General features: G+C 74.2%; 23 protein-coding genes. 6 read left to right on the top strand and 17 right to left on the bottom strand.

Annotated elements, in window-relative coordinates:
• Positions 1-43: 43 nt before the first annotated feature.
• From ACFYPD_RS17730 to ACFYPD_RS17715, 4 genes are all read right to left on the bottom strand, one after another.
• The gene (locus ACFYPD_RS17730; protein WP_387114099.1) at positions 44-319 is read right to left on the bottom strand and encodes a hypothetical protein; all 276 of its coding nucleotides are present in this window, start codon (positions 317-319) and stop codon (positions 44-46) included.
• Positions 316-585, bottom strand: coding sequence for a hypothetical protein (locus tag ACFYPD_RS17725; RefSeq protein ID WP_387114097.1), 270 nt, complete (start codon positions 583-585; stop codon positions 316-318). Before ACFYPD_RS17725 ends, ACFYPD_RS17730 begins: the two co-directional genes overlap by 4 nt.
• Before the next feature lie 15 nt (positions 586-600).
• Positions 601-1,044, bottom strand: coding sequence for an endonuclease VII domain-containing protein (locus ACFYPD_RS17720; RefSeq protein WP_387114095.1), 444 nt, complete (start codon positions 1,042-1,044; stop codon positions 601-603).
• A 207-nt stretch (positions 1,045-1,251) separates the two neighbouring features.
• On the bottom strand, positions 1,252-1,731 hold the full coding sequence (locus tag ACFYPD_RS17715; protein WP_387114093.1) for a DUF1992 domain-containing protein: 480 nt from the start codon (positions 1,729-1,731) through the stop codon (positions 1,252-1,254).
• 248 nt (positions 1,732-1,979) lie between these two features.
• Between ACFYPD_RS17715 and ACFYPD_RS17710 the strand changes: the two genes are divergently transcribed.
• Positions 1,980-2,408, top strand: a complete 429-nt coding sequence (locus tag ACFYPD_RS17710; RefSeq protein WP_387114091.1) for a YkvA family protein — start codon at positions 1,980-1,982, stop codon at positions 2,406-2,408.
• 17 nt (positions 2,409-2,425) lie between these two features.
• On the opposite strand, the gene ACFYPD_RS17705 is transcribed toward ACFYPD_RS17710, so the two are convergent.
• Complete coding sequence (locus tag ACFYPD_RS17705; RefSeq protein WP_387114089.1) at positions 2,426-2,974, bottom strand: GNAT family N-acetyltransferase; 549 nt, start codon at positions 2,972-2,974, stop codon at positions 2,426-2,428.
• A 100-nt stretch (positions 2,975-3,074) separates the two neighbouring features.
• On the opposite strand from ACFYPD_RS17705, the gene ACFYPD_RS17700 reads away from it, so the two are divergent.
• Positions 3,075-3,725: a LysE family translocator gene (locus ACFYPD_RS17700; protein WP_387114087.1), complete on the top strand. Its 651-nt coding sequence runs from the start codon at positions 3,075-3,077 to the stop codon at positions 3,723-3,725.
• 49 nt (positions 3,726-3,774) lie between these two features.
• Here the strand turns inward: ACFYPD_RS17700 and ACFYPD_RS17695 are convergent, their stop codons facing one another.
• From ACFYPD_RS17695 to ACFYPD_RS17685, 3 genes are read right to left on the bottom strand one after another with little or no spacing between them, the layout of a single operon-like run.
• Positions 3,775-4,284 (bottom strand): NUDIX domain-containing protein, encoded by a 510-nt coding sequence (locus ACFYPD_RS17695; protein WP_387114085.1) that lies wholly within the window; start codon positions 4,282-4,284, stop codon positions 3,775-3,777.
• A gap of 9 nt (positions 4,285-4,293) precedes the next feature.
• Entirely contained in the window at positions 4,294-4,500 is a 207-nt protein-coding gene (locus tag ACFYPD_RS17690) for a hypothetical protein (RefSeq protein WP_387114083.1), read from the bottom strand.
• 30 nt (positions 4,501-4,530) lie between these two features.
• On the bottom strand, positions 4,531-5,823 hold the full coding sequence (locus tag ACFYPD_RS17685) for a GAF domain-containing protein (RefSeq protein ID WP_387114081.1): 1,293 nt from the start codon (positions 5,821-5,823) through the stop codon (positions 4,531-4,533).
• Positions 5,824-6,007: 184 nt separating this feature from the next.
• Between ACFYPD_RS17685 and ACFYPD_RS17680 the strand changes: the two genes are divergently transcribed.
• Positions 6,008-7,180, top strand: a complete 1,173-nt coding sequence (locus tag ACFYPD_RS17680; protein ID WP_387114079.1) for a hypothetical protein — start codon at positions 6,008-6,010, stop codon at positions 7,178-7,180.
• A 73-nt stretch (positions 7,181-7,253) separates the two neighbouring features.
• Positions 7,254-7,844, top strand: coding sequence for a pyridoxamine 5'-phosphate oxidase family protein (locus tag ACFYPD_RS17675; protein ID WP_387114077.1), 591 nt, complete (start codon positions 7,254-7,256; stop codon positions 7,842-7,844).
• 12 nt (positions 7,845-7,856) lie between these two features.
• On the opposite strand, the gene ACFYPD_RS17670 is transcribed toward ACFYPD_RS17675, so the two are convergent.
• Positions 7,857-9,338 carry a peptide MFS transporter gene (locus tag ACFYPD_RS17670; protein ID WP_387114410.1) on the bottom strand — a complete coding sequence of 494 codons (1,482 nt, stop codon included), beginning with the start codon at positions 9,336-9,338 and terminating at the stop codon, positions 7,857-7,859.
• A gap of 221 nt (positions 9,339-9,559) precedes the next feature.
• Here ACFYPD_RS17670 and ACFYPD_RS17665 point away from each other — a divergent pair, with 221 nt between their 5' ends.
• On the top strand, positions 9,560-9,901 hold the full coding sequence (locus ACFYPD_RS17665) for an RNA polymerase-binding protein RbpA (RefSeq protein WP_007460094.1): 342 nt from the start codon (positions 9,560-9,562) through the stop codon (positions 9,899-9,901).
• Positions 9,902-9,966: 65 nt separating this feature from the next.
• Here ACFYPD_RS17665 and ACFYPD_RS17660 read toward each other — a convergent pair whose 3' ends face one another.
• The 7 genes from ACFYPD_RS17660 to ACFYPD_RS17630 all read right to left on the bottom strand — a co-directional run bounded on the left by ACFYPD_RS17660 (position 9,967) and on the right by ACFYPD_RS17630 (position 15,662).
• The gene (locus ACFYPD_RS17660; RefSeq protein ID WP_387114076.1) at positions 9,967-10,488 is read right to left on the bottom strand and encodes an FxsA family protein; all 522 of its coding nucleotides are present in this window, start codon (positions 10,486-10,488) and stop codon (positions 9,967-9,969) included.
• Between the two features lie 56 nt (positions 10,489-10,544).
• Positions 10,545-11,333, bottom strand: a complete 789-nt coding sequence (locus ACFYPD_RS17655) for a polyprenol monophosphomannose synthase (RefSeq protein WP_387114074.1) — start codon at positions 11,331-11,333, stop codon at positions 10,545-10,547.
• Between the two features lie 25 nt (positions 11,334-11,358).
• Positions 11,359-12,963 carry an apolipoprotein N-acyltransferase gene (lnt, locus tag ACFYPD_RS17650; protein ID WP_387114072.1) on the bottom strand — a complete coding sequence of 535 codons (1,605 nt, stop codon included), beginning with the start codon at positions 12,961-12,963 and terminating at the stop codon, positions 11,359-11,361.
• Between the two features lie 69 nt (positions 12,964-13,032).
• Positions 13,033-13,431 carry a hypothetical protein gene (locus ACFYPD_RS17645; protein WP_387114070.1) on the bottom strand — a complete coding sequence of 133 codons (399 nt, stop codon included), beginning with the start codon at positions 13,429-13,431 and terminating at the stop codon, positions 13,033-13,035.
• Positions 13,428-13,724, bottom strand: a complete 297-nt coding sequence (locus ACFYPD_RS17640; protein WP_387114068.1) for a hypothetical protein — start codon at positions 13,722-13,724, stop codon at positions 13,428-13,430. The genes ACFYPD_RS17645 and ACFYPD_RS17640 overlap by 4 nt, the downstream gene beginning before the upstream one ends.
• Before the next feature lie 476 nt (positions 13,725-14,200).
• Positions 14,201-14,614 (bottom strand): cupin domain-containing protein, encoded by a 414-nt coding sequence (locus tag ACFYPD_RS17635; protein ID WP_387114066.1) that lies wholly within the window; start codon positions 14,612-14,614, stop codon positions 14,201-14,203.
• A 25-nt stretch (positions 14,615-14,639) separates the two neighbouring features.
• Entirely contained in the window at positions 14,640-15,662 is a 1,023-nt protein-coding gene (locus tag ACFYPD_RS17630) for a zinc-dependent alcohol dehydrogenase family protein (RefSeq protein ID WP_387114064.1), read from the bottom strand.
• Between the two features lie 200 nt (positions 15,663-15,862).
• Here ACFYPD_RS17630 and ACFYPD_RS17625 point away from each other — a divergent pair, with 200 nt between their 5' ends.
• Complete coding sequence (locus tag ACFYPD_RS17625; protein WP_387114062.1) at positions 15,863-16,756, top strand: helix-turn-helix domain-containing protein; 894 nt, start codon at positions 15,863-15,865, stop codon at positions 16,754-16,756.
• Positions 16,757-16,769: 13 nt separating this feature from the next.
• Here ACFYPD_RS17625 and ACFYPD_RS17620 read toward each other — a convergent pair whose 3' ends face one another.
• The gene (locus ACFYPD_RS17620; protein WP_387114060.1) at positions 16,770-18,104 is read right to left on the bottom strand and encodes a glutamate mutase L; all 1,335 of its coding nucleotides are present in this window, start codon (positions 18,102-18,104) and stop codon (positions 16,770-16,772) included.
• Between the last annotated feature and the right edge of the window lie 22 nt (positions 18,105-18,126).

The following is an 18,126-nucleotide window of genomic DNA, read 5'->3' as shown; positions in this document are numbered from 1 at the left end:
CTGTGGGGACACCTCGCCTAGTGGGAGGTGATGACGGAAATGATCAGGCAGCGGCCGGGGTGGAGTCAAGTTGGCGCTTCTGCCCGCGTGTCGAGGTGCGGGTGATGTGCTCGACGGTGGCGGCCTGGTCGAGCCGGTAGTACGTGGTGCCTCGGCCGCGGCCGGGGACGTGATGCCGGTCGAGGAGGCCGTGGAGGCGGTCGTCGGGGTTGGTGGCGCGGGTGGCCCAGTCTCGGACCTTGGCGGGGGTGATGTCGGGGCCGAGGCGTGCGGCGATCTCGGCGGCGGTGCCGTACTCCCGGCCGTCGACCCGGATCACGCCGAGGCGTCCGGGTCGCGCTCGGCGTACGCCACGCCCAGCTCCTGGAGGATGTCTTCCTCCGGCTGGCCCGTCGCCTTGCTCAGCCTGTGCAGTAGCACCGAGGCGGTGACGAGCAGGCCGTTGATCGCGTTCTGGGGGCCTGCGCTCGGGTCGTTGATGAGCCGGGCGGTTCCGACCGCGTCGTCGTTGATGTACGCGGTCAGGGCGGCCAGGCCGAGGGAGGCGATGCGCCCCTCGTCATCGGTCAGGTATTCGTCGGGCATGAGATCCATTCTCCCTCACGGGTGCTCGGCGCTCGATTCCAACATGAGCGGAGTCCGGTCGCCTTCGAGCAGGTACCGCGCGGCAGCCATGAGCGCCTCGGGGGAGTCTCGGAAGGCTCCGAGGCCGACGTTGCAGTCGGTGCAGAGCAGGCCGCGTACCTGGCGGGAGTTGTGGCAGTGGTCCACGACCAGGCGGAAGGGCTCGGCGTTCGGTGTCCCGTCCTTCCGTGGGCGGCCCCGGGACCTGACCTTGAGTTCGCTCTCGTGCCGGCCGCAGATGGCACACCGGTAGTCCTGGGCCTCCCGGCGGGCGTCGTACTCCTCTGGCCTGATGCGGTAGAAGGCCCAAAGGTTGTCAGTGCGGATCTTGTCGGGGTTGGCCCTTCGGTTCTTGTGGCTGTTGGCCCGGGCGTAGTCGCGGCAGGGGGCGCAGGACAGCATCTCCCTGTCGCCCTTCATGAAGCTGTCGAGGGGTCTGGTCTTCTGGCATCGTCTGCACACTCTGGACACCCAACAACAGTATCACTTTTGTTGTTACACAAGAACTGTCATTATGGTGCTGCCGGGTTACGCCCTATTTGTCCGGGCTGTTTAGCGGATTGGCGTTACCGGTAATTCGTTAATCGCCTCAGGCAGTGTCGCCGCGCTGTTCGGGTCACCTAGGAGCTAGCGGCGTCGCCAGGGCCACCACGGGCGACGCCGCGGCGGGGCCGGGGCGGCCGCCGGGTCCGTCGCCGCGGCCACCCGCTCGGCCGCGGCCCGCTCCCGGGCGGCCCGCCAGTCGCGGACCACGTCATCGGCGTTGACCGGGCGCACCACCACGCGCGGCCCGGTGGGCGTACGCAGCCAGGCCACCACCTCCGTGTTGAGGGCGGCCACGTACGTCCGCACCGACTCCTCGGTGGGCAGGTCGCGGACCTCCTCGGGGAGGTTCTCGATGCGGCGGCGCAGTTGCAGCGGGGTGGGCAGGAGCAGGTCGCCGGGCAGCTGCTCGCGCTCCAGGAAGCTCCGGATCCACCAGCCCTCGTCGTAGGGCAGGTCGCGGCCGGGGATCGGCTTGCCGGCCCCCGGCAGGTTGTCGAACTCGCCGCGCTCCTGGGCCGAGCGGATCTGCGCCTCGACCGCGGCCTCCCAGGCTGTCGTCACCGCCGTCACCTCCCGTTCCACCGTATCCGCCGGTCACCGACCTGGTTCAGCGCCGACCGGGACCGGGCTGTTCCCAGCCCGGGCGCCCGCCAGGGGCCGGTGAGAAACAGGTCACCAGCCGCAAACGGGCATCGACGGGGGCGTCCTCGTCGACGCCGCTGCTCTGGATCCCCGTGCCGCCCGAGCGCGTCGTACATTTCTGGTGGGCCGGCGGGCGGCCCGTACCCCGGACGGGAGGGACCACCGGCGTGCGCGACTGGCTCATCGGCCTCGGGGTCGCGGTGGCCTGCCTGCTGGCCAGTTGGGCGCTGCTGGTGCTGCTGGCCCGGCGGCTGCCGCCCGGCATCCTGCGCGACCTGGCCGCCTTCATCCCGGACTGCCTGACCACCGTGCGCCGGTTGCGCCGTGACCCCCGGGTGCCGCGTCGGGCCAAGGTCGCGATCGTGTTCGCCGGGCTCTGGCTGGCCAGCCCGATCGACCTGATCCCGGAGTTCCTGCCGGTCATCGGCCCGCTGGACGACATCGTGGTGGTGGCGCTCGCGCTGCGCTACGCCGGCCGGCAGGTGCCCCGGCAGGTGCTGCTCGACGCCTGGCCGGGCGAGCCCCGGCTGCTGCTGCGCCTGCTCGGCCCGGCGCCGCACACCCCCACGGCCGGCTCCGGACCGACCGACCGCTGAGCCCGCCGGTGGGGGGCTCAGGGCAGCAGGCGGACGTGGCGGTGCCCGTCGCGCGGGAACGGCGGCCGGGCCGGCAGCACCTCCGCGAAGACGTACCCGCTCTTCTCGGCCACCCGGCAGGATGCCAGGTTGTCCACCTGGTGCAGCAGTTCCAGGCGGGTCAGGCCACCGGCGGCGAACCGGGCGAACGCCCAGCCGGTGACCGCCTCCACGGCCCGCGGCGCGATCCCGCGGCCCCGGGCCGGCGCGGCCGTCCAGTAGCCCACCTCGGCGGCCGGTTGCCCGGGCGTGACCTCCTTGAGCACCACGTTGGCCACCAGCCGTTCCCCCTCGGCCGAGGCCTCCAGCACCGCGAAGCTGAACCGGCGGTCGGCCGCCCAGCCCTGCCGGCTGCGGCGCAGGAACGCTCGGGCCTGGGCCCGGGTGGTCACCGGGTAGCGGGTCCAGCTTTGCAGCACCGGGTCCCGGTACGCGGCCAGCAGCGCCTCGGCGTCGTCGTCGCGCCAGGGTCGCAGCAGCAGGCCGGGGGCGGAGAGGGTGGCGGCGGCGTGGAGCACGATCGGCATCCCGGTAGTGTGGCCCGTCACGCCGCCCGCGGCGAGCCCGCTCTCGCGGCATCGTATCCCCGGCGTAGGGTCCGAGCAGGACGGACGGCGGGGAGGTCGCATGGTTACGGTCGGCGCGCTGGTGGGCATCGCCCTGGTGGCGTTGGGTCTGGTGCTCACGCCCGGCCCGAACATGGTCTATCTGGTGTCCCGGTCGGTCACCCAGGGGCGGCGGGCCGGACTGGTGTCGCTGCTCGGCGTGGCCGTCGGCTTCCTGGTCTACCTGGCCGCCGCGGTGGCCGGCATCGCCACGGTCTTCGTGCTGGTCCCGCCGCTGTACACGGCGGTGAAGCTGGCCGGCGCGGCGTACCTGCTGTGGCTGGCCTGGCGGACGCTGCGCCCGGGCGGCCGGTCGGCGTTCACCCCGGCGCCGCTGCCGCCGGACCGCCCGCGGCGGCTGTTCACCATGGGCCTGGTCACCAACCTGCTGAACCCGAAGATCGCCATCCTCTACGTGTCGCTGCTGCCGCAGTTCGTCGACCCGGCGCGCGGGCACGTGGCGGTGCAGAGCCTGCTGCTGGGGTTGACCCAGATCGGCATCGCGCTGACCGTGAACGGGTTGATCGTGCTCACCGCCGGCACGGTGTCGGCGTTCCTCACCCGGCGGCCCGCCTGGGCGCGGGCCCAGCGCTACGTGATGGGCACCGTGCTGGCCGGCCTCGCGGTCCGCATCGCCGCCGACCGCTCGCGCGCCGCCGTCGCCACCCCCTGACCGGTACGCCACCGGAACGCCACGGCCGGCGGTGCGCCGGTGTCGAGGGTCAGAGGTTGTCCGGCTGGTGCAGCGCGGGGTGGTGCTCGCCGGGCGCGGCGTACCAGGGGTGGGGGTCCTCGCGCAGCGCCGTGGCGATCCGCAGGCGTGACCACTCGTCCAGCTCGGGCAGCTCGTCGGGGGCGAACCAGCCGACCGCGAGGGACTCGTCGCCGTCGGCGGTGGGCTCGCCGCCGACGGCCCGGCAGCGGAACCAGACATTGAGATATTCGCAGGCGTCCCCGTTGGGGTAGACGACCGGATGGGTGGCCACCCCGCCGATCCGCTCGATCTCGACCTCGATGCCGGTCTCCTCGCGGACCTCGCGGACCAGCGCGTCGGCCGGTTGCTCGCCCGGGTCGACGGTGCCCGCCGGCACGGACCAGCGGCCGTTGTCGCCCCGGCGGGCCAGCAGCACCCGCCCCGCCTCGTCGGTCACCACGGCGCTGACCCCGTAGAGCATGAGCAGGTCGCGTCCGATGTGCCGGCGCATCCGCGCGATGTAGGGCGAGACAGGCATGGCGGCACCCTACCGGCGGGCCTCCCGGCGCCGCCGCACCATGCCGGCGGCCAGCGGCGCGGCGTCGAGGTCTCCGGCGGCGATCCGCCCGGCCTCGGCGGTGCTGTGGTGAATCGGCGAGGCGACCATGCTCGGGTAGACGACGCCGACCCCGACGTGGGTGCCCACCTCGTGGCGCAGCGCGTCGGCGTACGCGACGAGGGCCCGCTTGCTCACCCCGTACGCGGCCGCGAGCCCCGGCCGTGGTCAGCGGTTGAGGTAGGCGGCCAGGCCGCCGAGTTCTTCGCTGGCGATGAACACCGATCGCACGTTGAGGATGGCTTCCTCGACGTGGATGGGGCAGCCCCACGCGGAGTCGCCCCACGAGTCGGCGATCTTGATCTCGGCCGGTGCGGTGCATCCGGAGGTGCCGCCGAGCTGGCAATGTTCGGGGCGCGGCGTGGCGGCCTGCGCGGCCGCGGCGGCGCGCATCCGGGCGGCGAGTTCCGCAGCGGCGGCGGCGCGCTCCTCGGCCTCGGCGCGCAGCTCCCGCTCCGCGCGTACCGCCTTGGCCAGCTCGTCATGGGCTGCCTTGGCGCGTGCTTCGGCGGCGAGTTTCGCCTGTTCGATGTGGTGGCGTTCGATTGCCAGGGCCGCGGTGCCGGCGAAGACCCGGGCGAGGGCGAGGTCAGTCTCCTGCGGGGCCCGCGGGGTGCGGTGGTACATGGCGAAGGTGCCCAGCAGAGCGCCGTCGCGAGCCAGGATCGGCGTGGACCAGCAGGCGGCCAGCCCGGCCTGGTCGGCCAGCTGCCGGAAGTCGTCCCAGAACGGGTCGGTGGCGATGTCGGTGACGATGACCGGTTGGCGCCGGTGCGCGGCGGTGCCGCAGGAGCCGATGCCTTCACCGGTGGCGATCCCGTCGATGGCCTGGTTGTAGAAGTCGGGCAGGCTGGGCGCGGCGCCGTGGCGCAGGTGCCGGCCATCGGGGTCGGCGAGCAGAACGGAGACGAGCACCTCCTGCGGTGCGAGATCCTCGATACAGCGGGCCATTCCGTCGAGCACCTCGGTCAGGGGCGCCTGACGGGCGATCTGCTCCACCAGGGCGCGGTGTTCGGCCATCAGATGTTGGGCATGCTTGACCTGCGTGGTCTCCACCCCGATCACACGGATCCCGGTCACGTTGCCGCCGGCGTCTCGGCGCGGCTCGTAGGTGAAGTCGAAGAACGCCTCCCGCGCGTGCGGGCCGGTGCCGAGCACGACCCGGACGTCACGGCCGGTGTAGGGCTCACCGGTGCGGTAGACCTGGTCCAGCAGAGCGATGAAGCCCTGACCGGCCAGCTCGGGCATCAGCTCGGCGAGCTCGACCCCGGTGCGGGCCCGTTCTTCACCGATGGCGGCGAAGAACGCCCGGTTCGCCGTCTCCACCAGGTGCGCCGGCCCCGCCAGGGACGCGAAAACGGCGATGGACTGGCCGAACAATGCGCGCAGGTCCTCCTCCGCTGCTTGCCCGGCAACCGCCGGATCCGCAGCGGTGGGTCGCTGGCCTGATACCGCCGTCATGTGGTGGTCTGCCTCTTCTCGGGGATGCGGATGATCGATGGTTCACGGGCAGGTGACGGTGGCCAGAATACGGGAAGGTGGCGAGGCTGCCGGTGCAGCGTGTCGGCGTGACTCCTGCGCGAGCGGCCGCCCGCACCAGGCCCTCGCTACCGTCGTGACCCGCGGCAACTAGACTTCGCCGCCGATGGACGCCCAGCCCGCCCCCGAGACCCGCCCCTGCGCCCACTGTGGACGGGAGGTGCCGCAGCGCGTCGGCGCGGGCCGTCCCTTCCGGTACTGCCGGGACAACGACGGCGCCTGCCAGCGCGCGTCGCGCAACTCCCGGATGCGCCACCGCAACGCCCCCGGCCTGCCCGGGCAGGTCGCCCGCACCTGGGAGGCGGTGGACCGTCTCGACCAGATCGTGGAGACCCTCACCGACGCGCTGCACGCCGAGCTGTCCCCCGCCGGGGTGGAGCGGCAGCTCGCCGAGGTCCGCGCCGAAACGGCCGCCCAGGTGGCGGCGGCGCACACCGAACGCGACGAGGCCCGCCGGGACGCCGAGGACGCGGCCGCGGCCGCCGCCCGGACCCGCCAGGACGCTCAGGCGGCGCTGGCCGAACGCGACGCCGCCCGGGAGCGGGCCGACCGGGCCGAGGCGGAGTCCGCCGCGGCCGCCGACCGGGCCCGGCACGCCGAGGCGGCCCGGGACGAGGCCCGCGGCCAGGCCGGCGCCGCACAGGCGCTACGGGTGCAGGCCGAGCGGGACCGCGACGCCGCGCGCCACGAGCTGCGTACCGTGCGGGCCGAACGCGACGGTGAGCGCCGGCGGGTCACCGACCTGACCGCCGAGCGGGACGCCGCCCGGGTCGACGCCGAGCGGGCCACCCGCTCGGCCGGTGAGGCGCTGGAGCGGGCCGAGCGGCTGCGCGTCGAGGCCGACCGGGCCCGCGCCGAGGCCGAGACGGCCCGCGGCGCGGCCGACCAGGCCCGCGCGGAGACTGCCGAAGCGCGCCGGGCCGAGCAGGCGGCGGCCGAGCAGGCCCGCGCGGAGGCCACGGAGGCGCGGCGGATCGGGCAGGAGGCGCAGGTCGCCCGGGACCGGGCCGAGGCCGATCGGGCGGAGGCCGTCGCGGCGGCCTCGGCCGCGCGGGAGGAGCTGGCGGCCCGGACCGCCGAGCGGGACGCCCGCGCGGCCGACCTGGCGGCCGCGCGGCAGGCCGTCGCCGCCGTCGAGGCCCGGCTGGCCGAGCTGACCGTACGGCTGGCCGCCACCGAGGCCGACCGCGACGCCGCCCAGCGGCGGGCCGGTCAGCTCGCCGACCAGGTCAGCGACCTGGCCAGCGCCCTGGCCCGGCTGGGCTCGCGCACCGGCTGAGGCCGCCGACGTCCGCTGGCCACGGGCTGGGACGGGGCAGCGGGAGGTGACCTCCGACGGGGATCATCAGGGCGTGGGTAAGACGTACGAGCGCATCGACGGCCGGCTGCGGACCTTCATCGAGGCGCAGCCGATGTTCTTCACGGCCACCGCCCCGCTGGCCGGCGACGGCACGATCAACCTCTCCCCCAAGGGCCTGCGTGGCTCCTTCGCCGTGCTCGACGAGCTGACGGTCGCCTACCTGGACTTCGCCGGCAGCAACGCCGAGACCGTCGCGCACCTGCGGGAGAACGGCCGGATCACGCTGATGTGGTGCGCCTTCGCCGGCCCGCCGAACATCGTCCGGGTGCACGGGCGGGGCGAGCCGGTGTTCCGCGACGACCCGCGCTGGCCGGAGCTGCTGGGGCACTTCCCCGACATCGATCCGACCCTGCACGGCCTGCGGGCGATCGTCGTGGTCCGCGCCGAGCTGATCCGCGACACCTGCGGCTACGCCGTGCCGCTGATGACCTACGAGGCCGACCGCGACCTGCACGGGCGGCGGCTCGCCCGGGAGGACGACTCCTCGCTGAGCACGTACTTCGCCGGCAAGGAGCACGTGGCGACCAGCATCGACGGGCTGCCCGGCCTGCCGCTGCCGCTGCCGCCGACCCCGGCCAGGTGATCTCCGGGTCGGTCAGTGGATGCCGACCATCAGCTGCCGGATCTGCCGGGTGAACATCACCGCGGCGAGCCCCAGCACCACCGAGGCCAGGCCGAAGGTCAGGAAGTACGTCGGCTCCGACCAGCTCTCGGCGAGCCGGGCGACCTGACCGCCGATCGCGTCGCCGACGGCGGTGGCGAGGAACCACAGGCCGAGCATCTGGCTGGCGTACTTGACCGGGGCCAGCTTCGTGGTGGCCGACAGGCCGACCGGGCTCAGCGCCAGCTCGCCGGCGACCTGGATCGCGTACACCGCGACCAGCCACCACGGGGAGACCAGGTCGCCGCCGACGGCGGCCTGCGCGGCGGCGGCCATCAGCACGAACGACAGGCCGTTGAGCACCAGGCCGACGGCGAACTTCATCGGCGTGGACACCCGGTGCCCGAGCTTCAGCCACAGCCAGGCGGCCAACGGCGCCCCGATGATGATCAGGATCGGGTTCACCGACTGCAGCCAGGACGCCGGGAAGGTGAAGCCGGCCACGTTCCGGTCGGTCTGGTCCTCGGCGAAGATGTTCAGCACCGACCCGGCCTGGTCGTAGATCAGCCAGAACGCCGCGGCGAAGACGAACAGCCACAGGTACGCCTTCATCCGGCTGCGCTCGGTGCCGCTGATCTCCCGGTCGGTCAGGATCCGGGCGAAGTAGGCGATGGTGACCAGCACGGTGACCAGGGTGAGCAGGTTGACCACGGTGTTGACGGTGAACAGCCCGACGAGGGCGAGCACGGCCAGCACCACGAGCACCGCCACGGTGACCACGGCGATGCGGGTCAGCGCCCGCCGCCGGTCGGCGCCGAGCAGCGGGTCGGCGGGGCGGGCGCCGGCGTCACCGAGGTTGCGCCGGCCGAGCACGTACTGGATCACGCCGAAGGTCATGCCGACGGCGGCGGCACCGAAGCCCAGATGCCAGTTGATCTTCTCGCCGAGGAAGCCGGTGATCAGCGGGGCGATGAACGCGCCCAGGTTGATGCCCATGTAGAAGATCGAGAAGCCGGCGTCGCGGCGCGGGGAGTCCCGGTCGTAGAGGTCGCCGACCATGGTGGAGATGTTGGGCTTGAGCAGGCCGGTGCCGAGCACGATCAGCGTCATGCCGGCGAACACGCTCCACCGGGCCGGGACGGCCATCACGTAGTGCCCGGCCGCGATCACCACGCCGCCCCAGAGAACGCTGCGCCGCGCGCCGATCAGCCGGTCGGCCACCCATCCGCCGGGCAGCGCCATCAGGTAGACCATGGCGTTGTAGGTGCCGTAGACGGCGTTGGCGGTGGACTCCCCGATGGCGAGGCCCTCATCGGCGACCGACGCGGTCAGGTACAGCACCAGGATGGCCCGCATGCCGTAGAAGCTGAACCGCTCCCACATCTCGGTGAGGAACAGCGTGGACAGCGCCCGCGGGTGGCCGAAGAAGGTCTTCCCGCCGGGCGCTCGGGCCGCGGCCGGCGCGTCACCGGTCATCGTCACCTCCGCACCTGTGGAGGCGGCTAACATCCCCGTTGACAGTCGAAACACTCCACCGATTCGGCCCGGCCGGGGACGACCCCGCCGGGCAGCCGTCATGACCGGCTAGTCTTGAGGATCCCGACCCCGTGCCGGGCCGTCGGCGTGGCCGGGAATGGGGCGGCGGTGACGGGCCGTTACACCTGAAGACCAGCACCACGAACGAGGGGAAGTCGATCATGGGCGAGCGTATGCTGCGCGGTAGCCGGCTGGGAGCAGTCAGCTACGAATCCGATCGCAACACGGAGCTCGCGCCGCGTCAGACCCGCGAGTACCTCTGCGCGAAGGGGCACCAGTTCGAGGTGCCGTTCGCCGTCGACGCCGAGGTCCCGACGACCTGGGAGTGCAAGTTCGACGGCAGCGTCGCCCGGCTGGTCGACGGCAACGAGCCGGAGCAGAAGAAGGCCAAGCCGCCGCGTACCCACTGGGACATGCTGCTGGAGCGGCGGTCGATCGCCGAGCTGGAGGACATCCTCGCCGAGCGGCTGCAGGAGGTCCGCACCCGCCGCGGTCGCGCCTGAGCACCCGTAACGACCGAAGCGCCCCCGGGATCACCCCGGGGGCGCTTCGTCTTGCCTGTCCGGTTTCACCGGCCGGGTTCGATGATCTCCCCCTCGATGGCCCGGCCCGGCTCGGTCACCGGCGGCTGCTGCGGCGTCGGCGTCGGCGTGGGCTGCGGCGCGCCGCGGCGCACCCGCACCCGGCGCGGCCCGAACAGGTCACCGGCGACCATCGACGACACCCGGCCCTCGGCGGCCCGGCGCACCCCGGCGCGGGCCAGCCGCCGCACCGGCGGCACCAGCAACAGCAGTCCCACCACGCCGCTGACCAGGCCGGGCAGCGCCAGCAGCAGCGCACCCAGCAGGCCCACCAGGCCGTCGGTGACCTGCTGACCCGGCGGCTGCCCGGACTCCACGGCGGCCCGGAAGCCCCGCCAGGCCCGCATGCCCTCCCGGCGCAGCAGCACCAGGCCCAGCAGCGAGGCCGCGAACACCAGCAGCACCGCGAACCCGAACCCGACGCCCCGGCCCACCAGGACGAACACGGTCAGCTCCAGCAGCGCGAGCAGCAGCAGAGCCGGTGGTACGTACTTCAGTCCTCGGCGCATCTCACCTCATCCGCCCGGGGGTGTCATCACGCCCCTCCAGCATGACACGCCCGCGCTCACGGCCAGCGGGCCAACGCGTCGGGGCGACGGGCCGCCGCCCGCCGGTCCCGCAACCCCCAGGTGGTGATCCGCCACAGCGCCTCGGCCACGATCAGCGGGCTCATCTTGCTGTCGCCGTGCTCCCGCTCGGCGAACGTGATCGGCACCTCGACCATGCGCACCCCGGCGCGGTGCGCCAGCCGGGACAGCTCCACCTGGAACGCGTACCCCTGGGAGCGCACCGAGGCCAGGTCGATGGCGTCCAGCGCGGCCGCCCGGTACACCCGGTAGCCGCCGGTGGCGTCGGAGACCGGCACGCCCAGCGCCAGGCGGGCGTACAGGTTGCCGGCCCGGGACAGCAGCAGCCGCCGCAGCGGCCAGTTCAGCACCCGCGCGCCGCGGGTCCACCGGGAGCCGATCACCATGTCGGCGTCGCGGGCGGCGTCCAGCAGCGCCGGCAGGTCCTCCGGCGCGTGCGAGCCGTCGGCGTCCATCTCCACCACGGCGTCGTAGCCGCGCTGCCGGGCCCAGGCGAAACCGGCCAGGTAGGCCGCGCCGAGCCCCTCCTTGCCCGGGCGGTGCAGCACGTGCACGTGCGGGTCGGCGCCGGCCAGCCCGTCGGCGATCGCGCCGGTGCCGTCGGGGCTGTTGTCGTCGGCCACGAGGACGTCCACCCCCGGCGCCGCCTCCCGCACCCGGGCGACGATCCTGTCGACGTTGTCGGCCTCGTTGTAGGTGGGAATGACCACGAGGACCCGTCCCACCCCGGGATGGCCGACCGTGCGCCTGTCGGCTACCACGCCCACCGTGTACCGCCTCCCGCTCGTCGTCCTACCCCGGGTCGACCTCCCGGCGGCGGCGCAGCACCGCCGCGCCGGCCAGGGCCGCGACGGCGAGGGCCGCGAGGGCCACCTCCGGCCACACCCCCGCCGTGGTGGCCGGGGTACGTCCGTCGCCGAGCCGCATCTGCCGCACCGCCACCGCGGCGGTGTTGAACCCGGTGGCTCCGTCTACCCGCCCGTCCGGGGAAACGAACCCGGACACCCCGACCGTGGAGGCCATCAGGGCGGCGCGACCGTGCTCGACGGCGCGCAGCCGGACCATGGCCAACTGCTGGCGGGCCTCGGCCGCGTCGAACGTGGCGTTGTTGGTCTGCACCACCAGCAGCTGCGCGCCGCCGGTGACGGTGTCCCGGACGATGCCGTCGTAGGCGACCTCGAAGCAGATCACGTCGCCGAGGGTGGCCACGCCGGTGTCCAGCACCCCGGGGGTGCTGCCGGGGACGAAGTCGGAGCGGACCCGGTCGACCTCGGAGCTGACCATCCGGGCGATCCCGCGCAGCGGCACGTACTCGGCGAACGGCACGGGATGGCGTTTGGTGTAGAGCTGGTCCAGGTCGGCGCCGCTGCCGGGGCGCCACAGCAGGCCGGCGTTGCGGACCTGACCCTCGCCGGGGCCGAGCAGCACGGCGCCGACCAGGATCGGCGCGCCGATGGTGTCGGCGGCCTGGGAGATCCGCTCGCCGGCGCCGGGGTTGCGCAGCGGGTCGATGTCGCTGGAGTTCTCCGGCCAGACCACGAGGTCGGGGTGGCGTTGCGTGCCCGCGGCGACCTGTTCGGCCAGTTTCAGGGTGGCGTCGACGTGGTTGTTCAGCACCGCCTGCCGTTGGGCGTTGAAGTCCAGCCCGAGGCGGGGCACGTTGCCCTGGACGATGGCGACGGTGACGGTGTCGCCGCCGCCGCGTACCCCGGCCGGCACGGCGGGGCCGGCGGCGAGCACCGCGGCGAGGGCGGCGGTGAGCCCGGCCACCGGCCGCCACAGCCCGGCGCGGCGGCGCCAGTCGCGCCAGGCGAGGGTGAGCAGGATGCCGCCGGCGAGGGCGACGGCGAAGGTGACCAGCGGGGCGCCGCCGAGCGCGGCCAGCCGCAGCAGCGGGGAGGTGTCCTGGCTGAACGCCAGCCGCCCCCACGGGAACCCGCCGAACGGGGTGCGGTCGCGCAGCGCCTCCTGCCCCACCCACAGCACCCCGGTGACCAGCGGCCACGCCGCGCGGTGCCGGTCGACCAGCGGGGACACCCAGGCGGTGGCGGCGCCGAGCAGCGCCAGGTAGCCGGCCTGGAGCAGGGACAGCAGCAGCCACGGCAGGTAGCCGGTGTGCAGGTTGGTCCACTCCAGCAGCGGCGCGAACAGCGCCACCCCGGCGAGGAAGCCCAGCCCGGCGCCGGCGCGCAGCCGCCGCCGGTGCGCCGCCGCGGCGAGCAGCGCCACACCGACCGGGGCGAGGGGCCACAGCCCGTACGGGGGGAAGGCGACAAGCAGCGCCAGACCGGCCAGCAGGGCCGCCGGAACGGCCAGTTTCAGCGGCAGCGGGCGCCCGCCGCCGCCCGGGCGTGCCCCGCCGGTGGCACGCGTCTCTTCCCGGTCGAGCGTCGTCACCGGCACCTCACCACGATCACGCGCCGAAGGCTACCCGCCGGAGCCGCCCGTCGGCCCGTCCGGGCCGGATCACTCTGGCAGCCGGATGACCGGCAGGTCGTCGGCGCCGTAGCGGTCCTCGCCGGTGAGGATCGGGGCGTCGTGGTCGAGGCAGGCCAGCACGGTGGCGGCCAGGTCGACCCGCCCGGTGAAGCCCCGCCAGTACGCCAGTTCCTGCCACGATCCGCCCTCGGTGGCCAGCACGGCACAGGCGTCGAGGGCGAGCAGGCGCCGCAGCGCCGCCCGGTCCTTCGGGTCGTCGACGGCCGCGTACGCCTCGGCGGCGGCGACCGCGGGCACCCCGAAGCGCACCCCGTCGGCGATCACCTCGTGCAGCGTCTCCCCGACGTGCACCGACCCGGCCAGGTACGCCAGCAGCGCCGACCGGTCGAGGACCAGCCGCACGGGCGCAGCGTCGGGGTCGCTCACGCCGCGGTGACCCCCTCGCCGTCGGTTGCGGCCTGCCGCACCCGCTCCCGGATCGCCTGGTAGCGCTCGGCCGGCCAGTCGACGTCGACGGCGGCGCGGGCCGCCCGCGCCCGGGCGACGCCCTCCTCGGTGACGGCGACGCCCTGGTGGGCCAGTTCGGCGTCGAGGGCTTCCCGGCGCATCAGCGCCCGCGCGGCGTGCACGAGGAAGGCGCTGGCGTTGGGTTCCCGTTCGAGGCGTTCGGCGACGTCCGGCGGAACCGAGATCGACAACTTCCGCACCGCTCCGGTCATACCGCGCAGCATAACCGGTGGCACCGCTCCTGGTCGGGGTCCGGCGGGGATGAAAATCGGGGCGCGGCTCGCGCCGCGCCCCGATGCTCCCAGGCCCTTCCCGGCCGGTGGGGCGAGGACGATCGGCGCCGACCTTCGGACCGACCCGACGTGGACTGGCTGCCCCCGCCTGGCCGTTGTCTACTGGCCGTGCCTCTCACCCTGCCCGTACACCGGTAACCGCGGCCGGTTCGCGCCGCCCCGCCGACCCCCGCCCGCTGGACCTGGCCGCCGCAACCTTCCGGTCGCTCGGCCAGCGGACGAAGGGACGAAGCGAACAACAGCCGCTTCCCGTGGTAGGACTCAAAGACGGTACGGCGTGCACCCCCGCCGCTGTCAACCCACCCGGGCCTGTCGTGTGTTGCGACACGGCGTGTCGCGTCGGCGCGTCTCGATGCGTCCGGGGATTCCTGACGATCCCCCGCTTCGCGTGGCTGTCACCCGTGGTGCTGGTTCGCGGCCCGGTACTGCTCGTCGGCGAGGGGTTCGACCCAGGTGGTGGGGTCCTGCCCGCCCGGCAGGGCTTCGAGCATGGCGAGATGGCTCATGAAGGTGTCGGTGGTGGCGCCGTGCCAGTGTTCCTCCCCGGGTGGGCAGATGACGGTGTCGCCGGCGCGCACGCGCAGCACGGTCCCGTCGCGGGTGCCGACCAGGCCGACGCCCTCGGTGACGTGCAGGGTCTGCCCGACGGCGTGGGAGTGCCAGTTGGTGCGGGCACCGGGGGTGAAGCGGACGAGGGCGACAGTCATCCGCGACGGCTCGGTGCCGTTGTAGACGGGGGTCAGGTAGACGTCGCCGGTGAAGTTCTGCGCAGGTGTCTTCACGGTGGGGTTGACGGGCTTGAGTTCCATCGACGCTCCTCGGTACGCGGGTTGGTCAGGGGCGCAGCAGCGCCTTGATGGCGCGGCGTTCGTCCATCGCCGTATAGCCCTCGGCGGCCTGCTCGAGGGGCAGGTCGAGGTCGAAGACCTTGCCCGGGTCGATCGTGCCGTCGCCGATCAGGCGCATCAGGTCCGGAAGGAACCGACGTACGGGCGCCGGACCGCCGTGCAGGTGCACCAGCGACCAGAACATCTCCATGCCGGGCAGGGCCACGTCGTGGGTGACGCCGACGAACCCGACGTGCCCGCCGGCGCGTGTCGAATGGATGGCCTGCATCATCGACTCCTGCGTGCCGACCGCCTCGACCACCGAGTGGGCGCCGAGCCCGCCGGTCATGTCCTTGATCGTGGCCACGCCCTCGTCGCCGCGCTCGGTGACGATGTCGGTGGCGCCGAACTCGCGGGCGAGCTTCTGCCGTGACTCGTGCCGGCTCATGGCGATGATCCGCTCAGCGCCCAGTTGCCGGGCCGCCAGGACGGCGAGCAGGCCGACCGCGCCGTCGCCGACGACCGCGATGGTCCTGCCGGGGCCGGCCTGGGCGGCGACCGCGGCGAACCAGCCGGTGCCCAGCACGTCGGACGCGGCCAGGTAGCTGGGCATCAGGTCGGCGGGCGGCACCTCGTCCGTGGCGACGAGGGTGCCGTCGGCGAGGGGCACCCGCAGGTACTGCGCCTGCGACCCGAGCATGCCCATGGGCACCCGGTGCACGCAGGCGGACTGGTAGCCGTCCCGGCAGATCTCGCAGGTGTTGTCGGAGGCCCAGAACGAGCCGACCACGAACTGGCCCGGCGTGACGGTCTTCACCTCCGAGCCGACCTCTTCGACGATGCCGACGTACTCGTGGCCCATCGGCGTCGGGCCGTCCAGCTTCTGAACGCCCCGGTACGGCCACAGGTCCGAGCCGCACACGCAGGTCGCCGACACCCGGATGACGGCGTCGGTCGGTTGCTCGATCCGCGGATCCGGGCGGTTCTGCACCCGGATGTCGCCGGGGGCGTGCATGACGACGCCACGCATGATGTTCTCCCTTGCCGATCATCGATCGTTTGACGTGTGTGAGTCCGACGGTGAGCCGCCTCACGGATTGCCCCGACAGCGGGTGGCTAGTCCCGCTCGGGAACCAGGTAACTCCCGTCCCGCGCCGGCAGGGAGTTCCTGCTGAGGGGTGTACCGGCAGTACATGGCTGCGGCGGCCCACGCCGCGTACGGTCGACCGCGTGGACAACCATGACCAGGTCCGCGACTTTCTGGTCTCGCGGCGAGCCAAGATCACCCCGGCGCGGGCCGGCCTGCCGGCCGGCACCCGGCGCCGCGTGAAGGGGCTACGCCGCAGCGAGGTCGCCGCGCTCGCCGACGTCAGCGTCGAGTACTACGCCAAGCTCGAACGCGGGCACCTCGCCGGCGTCTCCCCCGGCGTCCTCGAGGCCGTCGCCCGCGCCCTGCAGCTCGACGACGCCGAACGCGCCCACCTGCTGCACCTGGCCCAGGCCGCCGAGGGCTCCGACACGCTGGCCCGGCCACGCCGGCGTGCGGGCCGGCACGCCCCGCTGCACCGCAGCCTGCAATGGACCCTGGACGCGGTGACCGCCGGCCCCGCGTACGTCAGCAACGGCCGCCTGGACCTGCTGGCCACCAATCAGCTCGCCCGCGGCTTCTTCAGCGACATCTACACCGCCAGCGGCTCTCCACCGCCGAACCTGGCCCGCTACCAGTTCCTCGACCCGGCCGCCCGCCGCTTCTACCGCGACTGGGAACTCATGGCCGACGTCACCGTCGACGTGCTGCGCACCGAGGCGGGCCGCGACCCCCACGACAAGGACCTGCACGACCTGGTGGGCGAGCTGTCCACCCGCAGCGACGCCTTTCGCACCCGGTGGGGCGCCCACAACGTGCGCCGGCACGGGACCGGCACCAAGCGCTTCCACCACCCGGCCGTCGGGGACCTCACCCTCGCCTTCGAGACCCTCGCGGTGACCGCCGAACCCGGCCTCACCCTCGTCGTGTACACCGCCGAGCCGGGCAGCGCGGCCGAGGACAACCTCCGGCTGCTGGCCTCGTGGGCCGCGTCGCAGGAAGCGGACGCCCGCGGCGAGAAGCTCTCCGCGGAGTAGTGCCCGCCGCGGCTCAGCCGGCGAGATGCCGGCGCAGCAGCGCGGCCGCCGCGTCGGGGTGGTCGGCGGCGAGCAGCCCGCCGGCGGCCAGGACATAGTCGACGTCGACGACGGGGCGGGCGGCCCGGGGCAGCGGCCATCCGCCGGCGTGGTCGCCGAGGACCGCGGCGAGCACCCCGGCGGCGTCGCCGGGCGCGGCGTGTCGCAGCACCCCGCCGGAGCCGACCATCAGCTTGACGTCGCGCAGGTCCCGGCCGGCGCGTTCCCCGGTGGCGGCGCCGCGGGCGTGCCGGCGCAGCGCCACCGTCGCGGCGAGCGCGGCGATGCGCCGGTCGGCGGCCCGGTCGGCGTCGCCGGCGGGCAGGAAGCCGGGGTCGGCGGCCCGCACCGCCGCCGCGGCGGCCAGGTCGTCCTCCTCGCCGGGTGCGAGGAGTCGTTCCTCGGCGGCGGCGCGGACCACGCCGGGGGCGCTCCACCGCATGCCGAGGTCCCCTTCGACGGTGCGGGCCCGCCACAGGGTGCCGGTGACCTCCTGGCTGGGGCCGGTGTCCCGCTCGTCGGGGGTGAGCACCGAGTACACGTCGGTGGTGGCGCCGCCGACGTCGACGACGGCCAGGTCCCCGCCGAGGGCGTCGGCGAGGACCTCCACCCCGGTGAGCACCGCGTCGGGGGTGGCGGCCCGCACCAGGCGGGCGAACCGGGTGCCGCGGGACAGTTTCTTGCCGCCGATGACGTGCCGCAGGAACACCTCCCGGATCGCGGCGCGGGCCGGCGCGGGGGCGAGCACCCCGATGCGGGGCAGCACGTTGTCGGCGGCGGTGACCGGCACCTTCGCCGCGGCGAGCAGGGTGTGCAGGTCGTCGCGGACGTCCGTGTTGCCGGCGAGCACCACGGGCACCCGCCAGCGGGCCCGCGCCAGCCGGGTGGCGTTGTGGGTGACGGTGTCGGCGTCGCCGCCGTCGGTGCCGCCGACGAGCAGCACCACGTCGGGGCGGGCGGCGCGCAGCGCGGTCAGGTCGGCCGCGCCGAGCCGCCCGGCGGCCACGTGCACCACGTTCGCCCCGGCGGACAGCCCGACCCGCCGGCCGGCCTGCGCGGTGACCAGCGGTTCGTAGCCGATGACGGCCAGCCGCAGGCCACCGCCGGCCGACGAGCAGACGTACCAGGGCAGGTCGCCGGCGGTGAGCCCGGCGGTGGCGGCGCCGACCGCGGCGTCCAGGCCGTGCAGCACGTCCGTGCCGACGGTGGTCGGCGCGGCCGCCGCGGCGACGAGCCGACCGCCGTCGAGGTCGACCACCGCCGCCTTGGTGTACGTCGACCCGACGTCGGCGCAGACGGCGAGGTTCACGCGGAGCTGTCCTTCGTTCGCG

This window comes from Micromonospora sp. NPDC005299, from assembly GCF_042872345.1.
Classification (GTDB): domain Bacteria; phylum Actinomycetota; class Actinomycetes; order Mycobacteriales; family Micromonosporaceae; genus Micromonospora.
The sequence above is the reverse complement of the archived record's forward strand: the minus strand, read 5'-3'. Positions and strand labels throughout refer to the sequence as shown.